This is a genomic window from Veillonella sp. oral taxon 158 (assembly GCF_018376515.1).
GTDB lineage: Bacteria > Bacillota > Negativicutes > Veillonellales > Veillonellaceae > Veillonella > Veillonella rogosae.
In genome coordinates this window covers 14,899-32,749 of sequence record NZ_JAHABE010000012.1, presented here as the reverse complement: position 1 = coordinate 32,749, position 17,851 = coordinate 14,899, and the positions used below count along the sequence as shown (strand labels likewise).

The following is a 17,851-nucleotide window of genomic DNA, read 5'->3' as shown; positions in this document are numbered from 1 at the left end:
CTCCTTTATAGTATTGTTTACTTAGACCATTCTCTAATTAAATTCTGTATTTCCTGACATTTATGTAATTCGCTAATAAACGTCGAATCTCCTGCCCGTTTTAGTTGATCCGCCATAATTGAATGCGCTTTATACTGTTCACGCAATGAATGGAGTCTTATCTTGCGGATTAATCCAGGCACTTGTACCTTATATTTATCGTCACTCATCACAACCAATCTAGAGTAAATATCATACTCTGATGGAGTTAAAACAGACTGAATCGCTGTTTCATCTAGGCGACCTTCTGTCTTGTACAGGGAGAATATCTTTTCTATTATACATCGATATTCATTTTTATGAAAGTCTTCTAGTGGCAAATAGCTCATCATATGAGATAATATTTCCCCATCAGTGAAAGCTAAGGACAATAATTTTTCCTCATCCCCCTTAGGTAAATCCTGTGTTGGCAAAGGTGCTGATGCAGTATCTACTAATTCAATTTGTCCTTTTTTCACATAATCTCGGAAGTATCTAAATATGCTACTATTATCAAGCCATAATGGCAGTGCCAATGTTTTTAATGCGTCATCTCGCTGTGTTTGACTATCTATATTTGCAATATAGGGGAACACATCAGCCATAACGGCTTGTTTTCCTTCAGTATCGTTAGTATCGTGCTTAATTAAAGACTCACTCAATAAATAATCGAGAGGCTTCATAGCCTTTGCAACTAAGTCTTTAAATGCCTGCCCACCATGATTACGTACATAATCATCAGGATCCTTCCCATCTGGCATGGCGAGAACACGCACCTTAAAGTCCGTATTTTGTAATAATTCAATGGCCCTAGCAGCCGCTTGGCGTCCAGCACCATCCATATCATAGGCTAATACAATTTCATCAGCCTGTCTCATCAAGATATGACCATGATCTCTTGTATAAGCAGTCCCTAAAGAGGCCACCACATTCGTAACGCCATGGTTATGGGCTGATATAACATCCATATACCCTTCTACGAGAATGGCTTGTCTCTCCTGACGAATCGATTTGTACGCCTTATCAAAAGCAAATAGTATTTTACCCTTTTCGAAGATAGATGACTCTGGGGAGTTTAAATATTTTGGTGTGCTGTCATCCATGACACGACCACCGAAGGCAACTACTCGCCCTTTACCATCCATTATAGGAAACATAATACGATTTCTAAAGAAATCATAGAATTGTCCCTTTTGGTTTTTACGTACTAGATTCAACTCTAATAAAATTGAATCATCAATACCGCGCTCATGGAAGGCACGATATAACTTATCCCAACCATCAGGGGCAAATCCAAGCTTGAACTGTTCTATGGTTTCCTTCGTAAGTCCCCGCTTCTTTAAATAATCGAGCCCCACCTTTCCCATAGAGGTTTGTGTGAGACAGTTATGGAAAAATGTGGCTGCTAAATCACAAGCTTCATATAGTTTTTTACGCCTTTCATCTCGAGCTCGCTGCTCAGGTGAAAGCTTCGCCTCTGGCAATGGAATATTCGCTCGATTAGCTAGCCGCTCTAGTACCTCTACAAAGGTTAAATGTTCTAACTCCATAAGGAATTTAATAACATTCCCCGATGCATGGCAACCAAAACAATAATAAAAACCCTTTTCAGGGGCAACGCTAAAGGATGGCGTTTTTTCATTATGGAAAGGACAACAACCCCAATAGTTCTTGCCGCGTTTCTTTAAGGCTACATGCTCGGATATAACTGATACGATATCATTAGCATCTTTGATTTGTTCAATCAATTCATTTTCAAAATATCGGCTCATAGCCAACGCCTCCTTCCCCATATATATATTAATTCGATATACAAATAAAAACTCCTCTATTTGTAAAAGATTTTAATTAGTTAAATTATTAAAATAGTGTAACAGCCAAATACGAATCATAGGAACCCTTATCTATCAAACTAAATACATAAGGATTCCTATACGCCGTATTAAACGATACCATTACCAACATTTTGATAACAATAGGCTGCAATGATAACATTGCAGCCTATACTTATCGCTTATTGCATATTATTTTGCGTAATCCACAACGCGAGTTTCACGAATAATTACGACCTTGATTTGGCCTGGATATTCGAGTTCAGACTCGATGCGTTTTACGATATTCCGAACGAGTAATGTAGACTCAGCTTCATCAATCTTGTCCGGTTTTACTACAACGCGAATCTCACGACCGGCTTGAATAGCAAAGCATTTTTCAACGCCTTCGAAGGATTCAGCGATTTCTTCCAATTTAGATAAACGTTTCAAGTAGTTTTCTAATGTTTCTCGACGCGCTCCTGGACGAGCTGCGGAGATAGCATCAGCAGCCGCTACTAATACAGCCTCAACACTTTGGAATTCTTCATCACCATGATGAGCACCAATACAGTTGATTACTGCTGCGCTTTCACGATATTTACGAGCTACATCAACACCGATTTGAACATGAGAGCCCTCAAGTTCGCGGTCCAATGCTTTACCGATATCATGAATTAAGCCACCTCGTTTAGCCAATGTTACATCACAGCCAAGTTCAGCTGCCATTAAACCTGCTAAATGAGATACTTCGATGGAATGTTTCAATACGTTTTGGCCGTAACTAGTACGATATTTCAAACGACCTAAAATCTTAACGATTTCAGGATGTAAGCCGTGAACATCAGCTTCAAATGTCGCTTGTTCACCAGCCTCTTTAATAGTTTGGTCAACCTCTTTACGAGCCTTACCAACCATTTCTTCAATACGAGCTGGATGGATACGACCGTCTACAATCAATTTTTCCAATGCGATACGAGCCACTTCACGACGAATTGGATCGAAACCGGAAAGAATAACTGCTTCTGGTGTATCATCGATAATCAAGTCAATACCTGTTAATGTTTCAAGTGCGCGAATATTGCGGCCTTCACGACCGATAATGCGACCTTTCATTTCATCATTAGGCAATGCCACTACGGATACGGTAGTTTCCGCTACATGGTCAGCTGCGCAACGTTGGATTGCAGAGGAGATAATTTCTTTCGCTTTTTTCTCCGCATCATCCTTAGCTTGCTGTTCCATTTCCTTAACCATAATCGCCGTTTCATGACGGATTTCTTGTTCTACATTCGTTAACAAGATATTTTTCGCTTCTTCGAAAGTCATGCCAGAAATGCGTTCCAATTCTGCCATTTGTTTTTCATACAAAGCTTCTACCTTTTCACGGCTTTGGGCTAATTCAGCTTCTTTGCGATGTAAAGCTTCCTCTTTGTGCTCAATATTGTCTAATTTTTTATCCAAAGATTCTTCTTTTTGAAGAATACGGCGTTCCATACGTTGAAGTTCAGAACGACGATCTTTATTTTCTCGTTCCACATCGGAACGGAGCTTATGAATTTCTTCTTTCGCTTCTAATAAAGCTTCTTTCTTTTTAGACTCAGCTGTGCGCTCACCGTTAGCGATGATGCGTGCAGCCTCTTGCTCAGCTTGATTCAGTTTTCCTTCAGCAATATTTTTTCTTAAAAAATAGCCTACCCCTAGTCCAATCAGTACCATTACCACTGCAATTAGACTATACTCTAAAATCTGTCTCACCTCCTCTTAAATTCTCAAAATTGAGCTTTCATGCTCCTTTTTATGCCCTTCATGCATTAAATTATCAATTAGCCTTATCATCATATAAATAAATAAAGCTATTTTTAATTTTAGACTTGAAAGCCCTTTCTGTCAAGATTTTACAAGCCTAGCAAGGACTCTCAAAAAGCATACTTTATTCATAAAAATCATTACATACGACTTGAATCGTGCTTGTTGAGAACCCTCTGTATTTGAGAAAGTTGAATACTTTTACACGAGGAGTGCGGTCCTCATTGAGAATGGAGCCAAATTTTTTCTCCACCACTCGATAGGCCGCTTTTACTTCATCATAGGAAGAAATGTCTTGGGGAACCTCAAGCCCTCGAAGTTTCATCTTTTGTTTAATCATGTAGGCCCCATATTTTTGTTCTTTCATCAAGTACGCTAATACTTGCTCAGATAAGCGCTCATCATTGATATAATCATACTCTCTAAGGCGTTCAAGGACCCGATCAATGATTGGGTCCTCGAATTGTTTACGTCTCATTTTTTGTGTTAGTTCATAGGAACTAAGAAATCGTTGCGCTAGGAAGCGATATGCTTGATCCATAGCAGCTTGCATCGTTTCGTCACTCATGATTATACTTCTTCAGTTACTTCTTCACCGATTACGTCGATTTCTTCTGTACCTACAGCCAATGTATCGCGAATAATACGATCGATTTCATCAGCTACTTGTGGGTTATCAAGTAAGTACTGTTTAGCAGATTCTTTACCTTGGCCCATACGCTCCCCATTATAGGAATACCATGCACCAGATTTATTGATGATTTCCATATTTGTACCGATATCGATAAGTGTACCAGCTTTAGAGATACCTTCGCCGTACATCAAATCGAATTCAGCTGTTTTAAACGGAGGTGCTACTTTGTTTTTAACAACTTTAACTTTAGTGCGGGCACCAACATTTTCGTTATTAGCCTTAATTAATTCACCTTTACGAACATCGAGGCGTACGGAAGAATAGAATTTCAACGCACGACCACCGGTTGTCGTTTCAGGGTTACCAAACATTACGCCTACTTTTTCACGCAATTGGTTGATAAAGATAACAACCGTTTTAGATTTGCTGATGATACCAGTCAATTTACGCAATGCTTTACTCATCAAACGAGCTTGTAAACCTACGTGAGCATCGCCCATTTCGCCTTCGATTTCAGCTTTAGGAACTAAAGCTGCAACGGAGTCAACTACGACAATATCTACAGCGCCACTGCGAACAAGAGCTTCTGTAATTTCAAGAGCTTGCTCACCATTGTCTGGTTGAGAAATCAATAAATTATTGATATCTACGCCCAAGTTACGAGCATATACTGGATCCATAGCATGCTCCGCATCAATAAATGCTGCAATGCCACCTTGTTTCTGTGCTTCTGCTACAGCATGAAGTGCTACTGTTGTTTTACCAGAGGATTCTGGACCGTAAATTTCAATAACACGACCCCGAGGGAACCCACCTACGCCAACAGCGATATCGATAGCAAGAGAACCGGAAGAGATAACCTCTACGTTCATGCGATCAGCCGCTTCACCAAGACGCATAATAGCACCTTTACCAAAGTCTTTTTCAATTTGTTTTAACGCGTTATCCAACGCTGCTTGTCTGCCATCTACAGCCATTATTTTATTTCCCCTTTTCTGTTATATAAGTATACACATAATATAGTGCTAGCTCTGCTGCACTTTGTCTAATATCATCTCGATTGCCAATTAGATTTGCCTTATGAGCTACAGTGCCATGTGGCCCAGTAACACCAAACCACACAAGACCAACTGGTTTTTCAGGGCTACCTCCGCCAGGACCAGCTATGCCCGTAGTAGAAACGGCATAGGTCGTTTGTCCAATAGCTCTTGCCCCTTCCACCATAGCCTTAGCGACTTGTTCACTTACGGCACCATACGTATCGAGCATGTCTTGAGGTACACTTAGCACACGATGTTTTATGTCGTTGCTATACGAAATAACACCACCCATGTAGTACTCACTACTGCCACTCACATTAGTAAGTAATTTACCAACTAAACCGGAAGTACAAGATTCAGCAGTACTAATCGTACTATGCTCCTCCAGTAGAGCTCGACCGAGGGTTTCCTCCATAGAAACCGTCAAATCACGGCCTACCCGAGAGCCTAATCGTTCTCGAATAATAGTATCCCAAGGATTGAGAAGCGCTTGTGCCGCTTCTAAGGTGTCAGCCTTAGCGGTGATACGAACCTCGATATAGCCCTTTTTAATGAGCAAAGCTATGGTCGGATTTGATTGATTCTTAATGAGGTCCATCAACGTGTTCTCTAGATCGATTTCACGGATATCATATACGCCATATCGATAGGATGTAACAACACCTTGCGAACCGAAACGACTATCTAAATAAGGTACTACGCCCTCTTGGAACATCCCCTTCATTTCTCCAGGAGGTCCAGGTAAAAGTATATATGTAGTGTCCCCATCTTCTACGACAACACCAGGAGCTACGCCTACAGGATTTTTAAGAATCTTTGCACCTTCAGGCAACTCTGCTTCCCGACGACTTGCATCGGGTACAGTTCGTTTTACACTTTCAAAGAAACGTTTAACCTCATCCATTGCCTCTTGATTAAATACAATAGGTCGTCCAATAGAATCGGCTAATACATTACGCGTAATATCACCTTGTGTTGGACCTAGCCCACCAGTACTAATCACAATATCAGCCCGTGTGCTAGCTAGCTGAAAAACCTCTGCCATTCGCTTAGGATTATCGCCAACTACGGATTGATGAGCAATAGTATAGCCTAATTTATTTAACTCTTGTGCTAGCCAAGATACATTTGTATTAACTGTATCGCCTAGCAATAATTCTGAGCCTGTAGAAATAAGTTCTACAATCATCAGATCACCTCCACACTCGAATCTATCGAAGTGTATTATTCTACAACAGTAGCTACAACGTCGTACGCAAAACCTTGTTCTACTTGTACCTTGAGAATGTCACCAGGTTTAATATCTTCGCCGCAGTCTTCGATGTACATATTGCCGTCTACATCAGGAGCTTGAGATTTCAAACGACCTTTTGCAAGCAATGTATTATTATCGCCTTCTTCAATTTCTTCGACCATTGCATAATCAATGGTACCTTCTAAGTCGCGATTATTCTCTTCAGAGATAGCAGCTTGGATGGACATAAGAACGTGATAACGTTCTTCTTTAATCTCTTCTGGGACTTGGTCTTCACGAGCACCTGCAGGTGTGCCTTCTTCTTGAGAGTAGGTAAACACACCCATATTATCGAATTTGATTTCTTTTACAAAGTCGCAAAGTTCCTCAAATTGCTCGTCTGTTTCACCAGGGAAACCAACGATGATAGATGTACGCAATGTAATATGTGTAGGAGCATTTCTAATTTTCTTAAGCAAACGCTCAATATCACTACGATCATCGCGACGATTCATTTGCTTCAAAATATCGTTATTAACATGTTGCAACGGAATATCTACATATTTGCAAAGTTTTGGCTCATTAACGATAATATCTAACAATTCATCAGAGAAGAATGTTGGATATAAGTAAAGCATACGAATCCATTCGATGCCTTCTACAGTAGTTAATTCTTTTAACAACGTAGTCAACAATGGTTTACCATCGTTGAGGTCAATACCATAGCTAGTCGTATCTTGAGCGATAAGAACGACCTCTTTAACACCAGATGCTGCTAAGCGTTCTACTTCAGCCTTAATAGACTCGATAGTACGACTGCGGAATGCACCACGCACCTTTGGAATAATACAGAAAGTACAACCATTATTACAGCCTTCTGCAATTTTTACATATGCACTGTAACGAGGAGTCGTCTGAATGCGAGGCATACGTTCATCATAGATGTTCGTAATGTTCTCCATAATACAACTACGATTGCCATGCTCAATAGCATCAACGGCTACCATAATTTGGTCCCATGCACCAGTACCGATTAATGCATCAATTTCAGGAATTTCTTGGAATAATTCATCCTGATATTGTTGGCTAAGACAACCTGCTACAATAAGGCCCTTACAACAACCATCTTCCTTATATTGAGCAACCTCAAGGATGGTATTAATAGACTCAGCCTTGGCTTTCTCAATAAAAGTGCAGGTATTAACAACGATAAGGTCTGCTTCGCTTAGGTCTTCAGTAATGGTATAGCCATTGTCTCTCAACAAACCTAACATTACTTCAGTATCTACTAAATTTTTAGCGCAACCTAGGCTAACATACCCTAATTTCTTACCCATTCTATATCCTTTCTTCACTCGATTCTATCTCTATCTCTTTTCCTATTGCTAGGATCTATTCAACGGACTTAGTCTTTACGGAATCGTACTTGACTAACCCAGTGATTTAACAATAACTTTTTACCTTCCATAGTATAGCCACCATTCACAGGCCATAGCACTAAATCTTGTCCCATAGAATCCTTCGGCTCATCCATTTCAGGATTGGTGAACATATATGTAAAATTATTTTCTTCCATATATTTCGCCGTTTTTGTAGATAACAACCAATTAATAAATTCAACACTATCTGCTTTATGCTTTGAGTTTTTTAACACCGCAGCACCAGTCACATAGTAAGACGTGCCATCTTTAGGGTATATAAACTTAATTGGATACCCATGACGATTATACTGAGCTGCATCAGATAAGTTACCAATCCCAATATTTATCTCCCCCAATGCAGTTAAGCGTACTGGAGTAGATAGGAATTTAGCATGTTGTACTACATGTGGTTTCAAGCTATACAAATATTCAAGAGCCTCTGGTTCTCCTTTGTACTCCACCATATTGTACAGCAAATTTGCTGCATTCTGAGACGCTACAAAGTCCGTCATAATAATAGACCAGTCGCCTTGTTTTCCCAATGTATCCCAAGTAGTAATATACTTGCCAATACCATTATGGAAGGTATCATTCTGAACAAATACGATAGGATCATACCAAAGGCCAACCCAGTAGCCATTAGGATCTTTAAATGTATCTCGTACTTCATCAATTCGTTCATTAACGATTGGTACATATTTACCAGTATTAGCACCTACAACGAGATTATCCTCAGAGGTGAGTACTAAATCGCCAGATGTGTCAGCCACAGTTGACGCTGACCGTTGTGCCATTTGATCCTCTGTAAGAGGCATGATCGTAACCTTTACATTTTGTTCCACTTCATACCGAGCAGCTAGCATTGTAGTTAAATTATTTGGCAAGTCTGTGTAGACTGTGATTTCACCGCGAACTGGCTCTTTTGCCTGTTCGATTTGTTCTTGATGGTAAAAGTTCATGCCGTAGGTTAACATCCCTACTACAAAAAGGGCTAAAACGCCCGGAGCAATCCACCGTTTCATATATGCCTCCTATAAGACATAACGTATCCCCAACGAAACTAGTAAAACTAATCTCTATAATTAACGACCACCACGGCTTTTATTAGATGGACGACCTTTAGTCATACCACTACGAGATGGTCTCCCCTTACTAAAACTAGATTGACTATTAGAAGATCCTCGTCCATTAGATTTGCTATTCGACGTACGTCTTAAGCTTTCAGATTTAGAGCGTGTATTCCCCTTACTACGCTGTTCACTAGTATTGCGACCAATTGGACGTGGCGGAATTAAACATTCTGGGCCAAAACCAATTAAGTCACGTCGATTAGCCTCTATGAGGGCCTCTTTAACAAGGTCATAGTTTTCAATATTTTTAAACTGCATCAAAGCGCGTTGCTTAGCTTTATCTCTGCCCTTTTTAGCTACATATACAGGCTTTCCATCTAAGGGATTAATACCTGTATAGTACATACAAGTAGACAGACTACCCGGTGTAGGAATAAAGTCTTGTACTTGTTCAGGGTACATGTGGTGATCACGCAAAAACTCCGCTAATTCGATAGCATCCTCCAAAGCACAGCCTGGATGAGAGCTCATAAAGTATGGTACTAAGTATTGCTTTTTACCAAGTTTTTTATTAGCCTCTTCAAACCAAGATTTAAAGGTGAGGAACTCTTCCTTTCCAGCCTTGCCCATCATGTTGGTTACACGTTTAGACACATGTTCTGGAGCTACTTTTAACTGACCACTGACGTGAAACTCACAGAGCTCGCGCACGAAGTCTTTATTGTTATCCGCCAGCACATAGTCATAGCGCAAGCCAGAGCGAACAAATACTTTTTTCACGCCTTTTAACTTGCGCAACTTACGAAGTAAAGCAATGTAATCATCATGATTTGTATTCAAGTTCTCACAAGGCTCTGGTGCGGCACAAGTACGCCCTTTACAAGCACCATATACAGCTTGTTTATCACAGGCTAAATGACGGAAATTCGCGGTAGGTCCCCCTACATCGTGAATATACCCCTTAAAGTTATCCATATTAATCATCATCTGAGCTTCGTCAATCAACGACTCATGACTGCGATTTTGGATGATACGACCTTGGTGGTTTGTAATAGCGCAGAAAGAACAACTGCCAAAACAACCACGTTGGCTCACAAGGCTAAACTGTACCTCGCTTAAGGCTGGTACGCCACCTTTATCATCGTATTTAGGATGCCATTTACGAGTATAGGGCAGATTATACACCCCATCCATTTCCTCTTGTGTCAATGGCAATGCAGGTGTATTCTGAATCAAATATCGATCACCATGCTTCTGTACCACTATGCGGCCATAGAACGGATCTTGTTCATCATATTGGATGCGAAACGCATCGGCAAAGTCCATTTTGTCAGCCTTAATAGCTTCATAAGATGGGCACTCCACATAATCAATGGTAGGAATGTCCTTTGCCATGTAACAAATCCCCCGAATAGACGGCAAGGATTCTTTAAATCTGCCTTGGTCTAACGCATCAGCTAGTTCGACGATTTGAAGTTCACCCATACCGTAAACGAGTACATCTGCCTTAGAATCGACTAAGATAGAGCGACGCACTGTATCTGACCAGTAGTCATAATGACCAAAGCGACGTAAGGATGCCTCTATGCCCCCGATAATGAGCGGCACATCACTATAAGCCTCCTTCATACGGTTTGCATATACCAAGGTAGCACGATCTGGACGATGACCCGCTTCACCGCCTGGAGAGTAATCATCTTGACGGCGAATTTTCTTTGCCGCCGTAAATTTATTGAGCATTGAGTCTAAATTCCCTGCCGTAACAAGGGATGCTAGACGCGGTTTACCTAGTTTTTTGAAAGCCTCTACATCATTCCAATCTGGTTGATCTATAATGCCTACACGATAGCCTTTGGATTCTAGGTATCTGCCGATAACCGCAGGAGCAAAGGACGGATGGTCCACATAGGCGTCCCCACTGATGAGAACGAAATCTAACTCGGCCCAACCTCGTTCCTTCATATCCGAAGGTTCTGTTACTAAAAATCTATCCATTGATTGTGTAAATGCCTTTCCATCATTCCTAATCAACTATTAGAAAAGGAATAACCATAGTAAAAATAATGCCATACAGAATAAGATAATGCCTAAAATAATACGTTCCTGAACGATAGAACGTTGGCGTTTTCGTTGTCGCGTTTCCAGAGACATACGCTTCTTAGAGGTTTGGTATTCAACGAATTCGCTTTGTACCAAAGTAGGAGCGGCTTGAGCTTTCTGTCTTGTCACAGAGCGCAAAGAAAAGGTATCAATATCTCCTACTTGGCTTTGATAGGCTTTCACCAAACGATCTCCATCGAGATCCAAGTAATTGCCATAATTACGAATAAAGCCTTTTACGTAGACCTGTCCAGGAATGATGTCATAGTTGCCATCTTCGATAGCCTCTAAATAGGTTGTTTTGATATGTAGCACCTGCTCCACATCTTTAAAGGTTAAATTACGTCTTACCCGTTCACGTCGTAATTCTTCGCCTAATTCAGCCATTTTCGTTCCTTTCTAAATCTACGTAATATTATACTCATTCAATTATTGCTCATCATTGGAGTCAGAGAAATATCTAGCTTTCGCTTGTTCAGGGCTCATTAAAATTTCTCGAGCCTTACTGCCCATGCTAGGACCAACGATTTTAAGGTCTTCCATTGTATCTACAAGTCGTGCTGCACGGGTATAACCGATGCGGAAGCGACGCTGTAACATGGATACAGAGGCTTGACCAGATTCCATGACAAGATTTACCGCACGCTCTAATAATTCATCGCGGTATACATCATTATCATCAGAAGTTTCTTTCTCAGCTTCCTTTTCTGCCTCTTGCGTTACCGTATTATCATACTCTGGCTCGCGTTGAGCTTTCACAAATTCTACGAGTTTTTCTACCTCATCATCAGAGATAAATGCACCTTGTACACGAATTGGTTTATTCGCACCAATTGGAGCAAATAACATATCGCCTTTACCTAGCAATTTCTCGGCCCCCGCCATATCGAGGATAGTACGGGAGTCAATTTGAGAGCCTACAGCAAAGGAAATACGGCTTGGTACATTGGCTTTAATAGAGCCAGTAATAACATTAACAGATGGACGTTGTGTAGCAAGTACCATGTGGATACCTGCAGCGCGCGCCATTTGTGCCAAACGACTAATGGATTCTTCAATGTCATCTGGAGCAGTCATCATAAGGTCAGCCAACTCGTCGATAATCAGTACAATCAACGGCATAGCCGCCTTAGGGTGTGCTTCATTATAGCTCTTAATATCACGTTTACCAGATGCTGCAAAGGCTTTATAACGCGCCTCCATTTCTCGAACGGCCCATCGCAATACAGCTGCTGCTTTTTTCATATCTGTTACAACTGGCGCCATCAAATGAGGGATACCATTGTAAATAGACAATTCAACCATCTTAGGGTCAATTAATAAAAGCTTAACCTCTTCTGGTTTACGACTAAAGAGAATACTGGAAATCAATGTATTTACACATACAGATTTACCAGAACCAGTCGTACCTGCTACAAGCAAGTGAGGCATCTTCGCAAGGTCTGTGATCACAGGTTTCCCTGCAATATCCTTACCAAGACCTACAGGAATACCACCTCGAGCATCCTTAAAGTCGCTACAATCTAAAACATCACGCAAATGAACGGCTTCAGTTGTCTTATTAGGTACCTCGATACCGATAGCAGATTTACCTGGGATTGGAGCCTCCATACGAATATGTTGCGCAGCTAAATTAAGAGCAATATCATCTGTTAAATTAACGATACGGCTAACCTTCACCCCAGGAGCAGGCTCGATTTCATAACGCGTAACGGTCGGACCTTGTGTAGCATTTACAACCTTAGCCGTAATGCCGAAGTTACTCAATACATTCTCAAGCATCATCGCATTGTGAGCCACTTCTTCCCCATTATTTTGACTCCCCTTCCCTTTCGCCAAAATATCAAGGCTTGGGAAATGGTAAGGTCTATCGTAAGTACGGTGAATTTGACCGTCTTTAGATACTGCAACTTGGGCTGTATCCTCTGTAGTGCTAATAATGGATGGCACTTGTAAGCCCATGCCTGCCATACCGGCTCCAGCACTTACAGAACTAGCAGCAGCACCCGTTCCAGGCACGGCAGACGCAATAGCCCCATGATTAGTTTCCAATGGGCCAATCGTTGTATCTTGATAGGAAAATTCAGGTTCTTTTACCTCAGTATGTCTTGCTGCTTCAGACTCATCAGTATAGCCTTCGTCAGGTGTATATGTATAATCCTCATCTGGAACATATACATAATCATCACCAGTAGATCGATGCGTATCAGAAAATTGATCAAAATCATCAGCATCATAAGTCTTAGCATCGCCAGATGCATCAGAAATATTAGCCAATTGCTCAGCTGCACGATTACGCGCTTCTAATTCAGCTAATTCCTTCCAAGATGTAGGCGCTTTTGGCGGCTCTACAGTTGTAACTGTGTCTGGAATAGGTTCCACATCTATAGAAGTATCAGTTTCAAAGCTATCTCTATCGGTAGTAATACCACGTTTTTCTAAGCTATCTAATGCTTGATCAGCAGCATCTTCAAAGCGTGTATCTTTTTCCCTGTTATAGGCTTTACGTTGTTCCGCTGCTTCTTTGCGTTGCTCATTCCAGTCCTCAAAGACCTCTTTCGCAACTGCCACCTTCTCAGCCGCTACTTCTTTTGCTACGTCTAAACCTACTTGAGTTTTATCTGCTGCCTTTTGTAAGCCACTGCGCAAGGATAATCTAGTAATAAGAAGACCAAAGGCTAATAACAAGAACACATCGAGAATAATTGCACCTAAATTACCTAATAAAGTGCGCATAAATGTTGCAATAGCTCCACCTACTACACCACCTTGATTAGCCAATTGTGTAGTAATGAGTTCCTGCCCCTCAGGAACACGCCACAATGGAACAAGAGCTAACAAGAATAGGAAAAACAAGGTCATTACTACGCCTCGTTTTGTAAAGGAAATAAATGTGCCCTTATATAATAATCGCCAACCTACCCAGAAAACGCATAAACAAGGAATAATACCACCTAGACCGAAGCCATAGCGGAATATACCTGTTAAAATTTGACCCACAAGACCAAGCTCAAAGCCAAAGAACCCGAGCAAAGAAATCACTGCAAAGGCAATGACAATAAGGCCTTTAACTTCGCTGCGCAAAGAAAAGCCTTGGGACTTTGATTGCTGTTTTGTACTTGTTCGCTTACGGCGTGTGTTGCGTTTTTTGGTGGAAGTGTTTTCTTCTGCCATAAATCTATACAAACCCCTTACTTATATAACATTACAGTAAATTAACTTATCATTATATTATAGCATATATCGAAGTATTTAGTTAACTTTTACGACGTTCTTCCCAGTCATTAAGCAATTGTTCTTCTCTACCTCTTTTTATGCCATTGTAATAGGTGGCATCTACAAGAGGTGTCGGTAAATATTGTTGTTTTACATAGCCATTCGGATAGTTATGAGCATACTTATAAGCTTTCCCGTGACCTAATTTGCTAGCCCCACTATAATGACTATCCTTCAAATGATCTGGTACCTGCCCACAATCCTTGTGGCGCACGTCGGCAATAGCTGCATCAATTGCCATATAGGCAGAATTACTTTTTGGCGCTAACGCCACATAACATGCAGCCTCGGACAATATAATACGCGCCTCTGGGAAACCTACCATATGAGCCGCTTGAGCCGCAGCATTTGCCAAAATCAATGCTTGAGGATCAGCAAGACCTACATCTTCAGCAGCACAAATCACGATACGACGAGCGATAAAGTTCGGGTCCTCCCCTGCTTCAATCATACGAGCTAAATAATGCACTGTAGCTTGTACATCAGAGCCGCGCATACTTTTAATAAAAGCAGAAATCGTATCATAGTGGCTATCACCTTTTTTGTCATATGTATAAATACGACGGCCTACGACCTTTTCAAGGACCTCAATAGATATAGTACCTTCGTCGGGAACCATAGCTGCTGCTTGCTCTAAAATATTGAGAGCCATCCTGCCATCACCGTTGACGAAGATGCCTACATCCTCTAGTACTTCGTCGGTTACTTGTAAACGACGTTTACCAAGACCTACCTCTTCATCGGTAATAGCACGACGCAGAATTTGACCGATAGCCTTTGGTGTAAGGGCCTCTAATGTGATAAGTCTCAATCGAGATAATAGAGGTCTATTAACCTCAAAAAACGGATTTTCTGTGGTGGCACCAATAAGAATAATTGTGCCATCCTCTACGCAAGGTAACAGCACATCTTGTTGGCTTTTATTAAAACGATGAATTTCATCAAGAAATAGAATGGTTCGCTGTTGCAGAGAACGAACACGCTTACGGGCATCTTCAATGATGGTGCGCAATTCACCAATGCCTGCATTAGTAGCATTTAAATTTACAAAATGACTATTACTCATCTTGGCAATAATGCCAGCTAATGTAGTTTTACCCGTTCCACAAGGCCCATAAAAAAGCATGGATGGTATGGTATCCTTCTCTACCATAGCACGCAAGAAAGTCCCCTTTCCTACAGCCTTCTCCTGACCATATAAATGATCTAATTTAGTAGGACGCATCCGCACAGGAAGCGGCTCATATGTATTTGTAGGCGTCAAATCAAATAAACTATCCATTCTCTCACCTCAATCCATAAGCTCTTAACTATTGATTAATCTATGATATATTAACTATTTCTTATATTTTAACGCTATTTTTACACGCAAAAAAGCCCCACCATGCCGTAATGTACCGCGTTTTGATCCTGCTTAGGGCAGGTGGGTGTCCTCCTCATCCTGCGGTTGTCCCGTAAGGGCGTAACGTTCAGACGAGAGTCCGGACTCCCGAAGTAAATGTGTTGGCTCAAAACTGCGATATCACACGCACATGGCAGGGATATCTTATACATAAATAGTATCAGAAAGATTAGTAATTAACAAGACTTGACATTTCAATTTTAATCAATTCTTGCCTATGTTTTTACACTAAAGATTGCTCTTCTTCTTCCTCAATATCTGGTTTAATATGCAATTCTTTTAATTGCTTAGGTTCTACTTCAGATGGAGCTTGGCTCATGATGTCAGAAGCAGATTGTGTTTTAGGGAATGCGATTACGTCGCGGATAGATTGACGTTTTGCCATTAACATAACAAGACGATCTAAGCCGAATGCACAGCCTGCATGAGGAGGTGCACCATATTGGAATGCATCAAGCATGAAGCCGAATTTGGATCTTGCTTCTTCGATAGATAAACCAATTGCTTTGAATACTTTTTCTTGTACGTCAGCTTGGTAAATACGCAAGGAACCGCCACCGATTTCTACGCCATTCAATACCATGTCATAAGCAATCGCTTTTACGCTGCCAGGATCGGATTCTAATTTATCAAGATCCGCATGGCGTGGCATTGTGAACGGATGGTGCATTGCAACATACCGTTTTTCATCTTCGTTATATTCGAACATAGGGAAATCAGTTACCCATGTGAATGCCAATTTATCAGGATCAATCATGTTCATGCGGCGTGCCATTTCAAGGCGCAATTCGCCTAATGCACGTGCCACAGTAGCAGGTTTATCAGCAATCATCAATACGAGGTCGCCACCTTTAGCGCCCATTTTTTCACCAATATTGCGGATTGTATCTTCACCTAAGAACTTCATGATTTGAGACTTGATGGAACCATCTTCGTTGAAGCAAGCCCATGCAAGGCCTTTTGCACCATAACGGTTTACATATTCAACGAGGTCATCAAGTTCACGGCGAGGAATACCAGCGTCGCCAGGTACTACGATACCTTTAACTACGCCACCATTGTCGATTACAGAGCGGAATACTTTGAACTCTGTATCTTTTACAAGATCAGTTACATCAGTAAACGCCATATCGAAGCGAAGGTCTGGTTTATCAGAACCATATTTATCCATTGCTTCGTCCCATGTAATACGAGGCATAGGCAACGTAATTTCTTTGCCCATTGCAGTTTTGAATACATGAGCTACCATTTCTTCAAGCATGGAGTAGATGTCTTCTTCGTCTACGAAGGACATTTCCAAGTCGAGTTGAGTGAACTCAGGTTGACGGTCTGCACGCAAATCTTCATCACGGAAGCAACGAGCGATTTGGAAGTATTTTTCATAACCAGCAACCATCAAGATTTGTTTGAAGATTTGTGGAGATTGAGGCAACGCGTAGAATGTACCAGCATTTACACGGGAAGGAACTAGATAGTCACGTGCACCTTCAGGTGTAGATTTAGTAAGCATTGGTGTTTCAATTTCCAAGAAATCGCGGCTATCGAAGAAGTCGCGCATAGCTTTTGTTACTTTATGACGTAAAATCAAGTTGCGTTGCATTTCTGGACGACGCAAGTCAAGGTAACGGTATTTCAAACGAATATTTTCATCTACATCGATATCATCTTGGATATAGAATGGAGGCGTTTTAGCAGAGTTCAATACGCGCAACTCTTCACAGAACATTTCATATGCACCTGTAGGAAGATTTGGATTGATAGCAGAATCATCACGCTTTGTGATAGTACCACGCACGCAAAGAACATATTCATTACGAACATCCTCTGCTTTGTGGAAAGATTCTACGTTATGATCTGGGGATGCTACTATTTGTACTACGCCAGAACGATCGCGTAAGTCCAAGAAAATCAAACCACCATGGTCACGACGGCGTTCAACCCAACCACATAATACGACCTCTTTACCTACCTCTTGTTCAGAGATGGTGCCACAACCGTGCGTACGGTGTAAGCCTTGCATTGTTTCCATTCTAATT

General features: G+C 41.1%; 12 protein-coding genes and 1 other RNA gene. All 13 read right to left on the bottom strand.

From position 1 onward, the window contains the following. Positions 1-17: 17 nt before the first annotated feature. Positions 18-1,790, bottom strand: coding sequence for a DNA primase (gene dnaG, locus KH364_RS07720; protein WP_273299211.1), 1,773 nt, complete (start codon positions 1,788-1,790; stop codon positions 18-20). Between the two features lie 252 nt (positions 1,791-2,042). Next, positions 2,043-3,587, bottom strand: a complete 1,545-nt coding sequence (gene rny / locus KH364_RS07715) for a ribonuclease Y (RefSeq protein WP_009351096.1) — start codon at positions 3,585-3,587, stop codon at positions 2,043-2,045. 175 nt (positions 3,588-3,762) lie between these two features. Next, positions 3,763-4,206, bottom strand: a complete 444-nt coding sequence (locus tag KH364_RS07710; RefSeq protein ID WP_273299209.1) for a regulatory protein RecX — start codon at positions 4,204-4,206, stop codon at positions 3,763-3,765. 2 nt (positions 4,207-4,208) lie between these two features. After that, positions 4,209-5,249, bottom strand: coding sequence for a recombinase RecA (gene recA, locus KH364_RS07705; protein ID WP_009351219.1), 1,041 nt, complete (start codon positions 5,247-5,249; stop codon positions 4,209-4,211). A gap of 4 nt (positions 5,250-5,253) precedes the next feature. Beyond that, positions 5,254-6,501, bottom strand: a complete 1,248-nt coding sequence (locus KH364_RS07700; RefSeq protein ID WP_273299208.1) for a competence/damage-inducible protein A — start codon at positions 6,499-6,501, stop codon at positions 5,254-5,256. Between the two features lie 35 nt (positions 6,502-6,536). Next, positions 6,537-7,883: a 30S ribosomal protein S12 methylthiotransferase RimO gene (gene rimO / locus KH364_RS07695; protein WP_273299206.1), complete on the bottom strand. Its 1,347-nt coding sequence runs from the start codon at positions 7,881-7,883 to the stop codon at positions 6,537-6,539. A gap of 68 nt (positions 7,884-7,951) precedes the next feature. Further along, positions 7,952-8,989 carry an extracellular solute-binding protein gene (locus tag KH364_RS07690; protein ID WP_273299205.1) on the bottom strand — a complete coding sequence of 346 codons (1,038 nt, stop codon included), beginning with the start codon at positions 8,987-8,989 and terminating at the stop codon, positions 7,952-7,954. Between the two features lie 60 nt (positions 8,990-9,049). After that, positions 9,050-11,032, bottom strand: a complete 1,983-nt coding sequence (locus tag KH364_RS07685) for a YgiQ family radical SAM protein (RefSeq protein WP_273299204.1) — start codon at positions 11,030-11,032, stop codon at positions 9,050-9,052. A gap of 39 nt (positions 11,033-11,071) precedes the next feature. Next, a complete protein-coding gene (locus KH364_RS07680; protein ID WP_265138760.1) occupies positions 11,072-11,524 on the bottom strand; it encodes a helix-turn-helix domain-containing protein in 453 nt (150 codons plus the stop codon). Between the two features lie 42 nt (positions 11,525-11,566). Continuing rightward, entirely contained in the window at positions 11,567-14,311 is a 2,745-nt protein-coding gene (locus KH364_RS07675; RefSeq protein WP_273299202.1) for a DNA translocase FtsK, read from the bottom strand. 82 nt (positions 14,312-14,393) lie between these two features. Next, positions 14,394-15,695, bottom strand: coding sequence for a replication-associated recombination protein A (locus KH364_RS07670; RefSeq protein WP_105081944.1), 1,302 nt, complete (start codon positions 15,693-15,695; stop codon positions 14,394-14,396). Positions 15,696-15,785: 90 nt separating this feature from the next. Then, positions 15,786-15,958: non-coding RNA, 6S RNA (gene ssrS, locus KH364_RS07665), on the bottom strand. Between the two features lie 80 nt (positions 15,959-16,038). Then, the gene (gene aspS, locus KH364_RS07660) at positions 16,039-17,844 is read right to left on the bottom strand and encodes an aspartate--tRNA ligase (RefSeq protein ID WP_273299200.1); all 1,806 of its coding nucleotides are present in this window, start codon (positions 17,842-17,844) and stop codon (positions 16,039-16,041) included. Between the last annotated feature and the right edge of the window lie 7 nt (positions 17,845-17,851).

Coding starts and splice junctions, on each gene's coding strand:
- aspS (WP_273299200.1), bottom strand. CDS start 17,844: ATGGAAACAATGCAAGGCTTACACCGTACGCACGGTTGTGGCACCATC.
- KH364_RS07700 (WP_273299208.1), bottom strand. CDS start 6,501: ATGATTGTAGAACTTATTTCTACAGGCTCAGAATTATTGCTAGGCGAT.
- KH364_RS07670 (WP_105081944.1), bottom strand. CDS start 15,695: ATGGATAGTTTATTTGATTTGACGCCTACAAATACATATGAGCCGCTT.
- dnaG (WP_273299211.1), bottom strand. CDS start 1,790: ATGAGCCGATATTTTGAAAATGAATTGATTGAACAAATCAAAGATGCT.
- recA (WP_009351219.1), bottom strand. CDS start 5,249: ATGGCTGTAGATGGCAGACAAGCAGCGTTGGATAACGCGTTAAAACAA.
- KH364_RS07675 (WP_273299202.1), bottom strand. CDS start 14,311: ATGGCAGAAGAAAACACTTCCACCAAAAAACGCAACACACGCCGTAAG.
- KH364_RS07685 (WP_273299204.1), bottom strand. CDS start 11,032: ATGGATAGATTTTTAGTAACAGAACCTTCGGATATGAAGGAACGAGGT.
- KH364_RS07680 (WP_265138760.1), bottom strand. CDS start 11,524: ATGGCTGAATTAGGCGAAGAATTACGACGTGAACGGGTAAGACGTAAT.
- rimO (WP_273299206.1), bottom strand. CDS start 7,883: ATGGGTAAGAAATTAGGGTATGTTAGCCTAGGTTGCGCTAAAAATTTA.
- KH364_RS07710 (WP_273299209.1), bottom strand. CDS start 4,206: ATGAGTGACGAAACGATGCAAGCTGCTATGGATCAAGCATATCGCTTC.
- KH364_RS07690 (WP_273299205.1), bottom strand. CDS start 8,989: ATGAAACGGTGGATTGCTCCGGGCGTTTTAGCCCTTTTTGTAGTAGGG.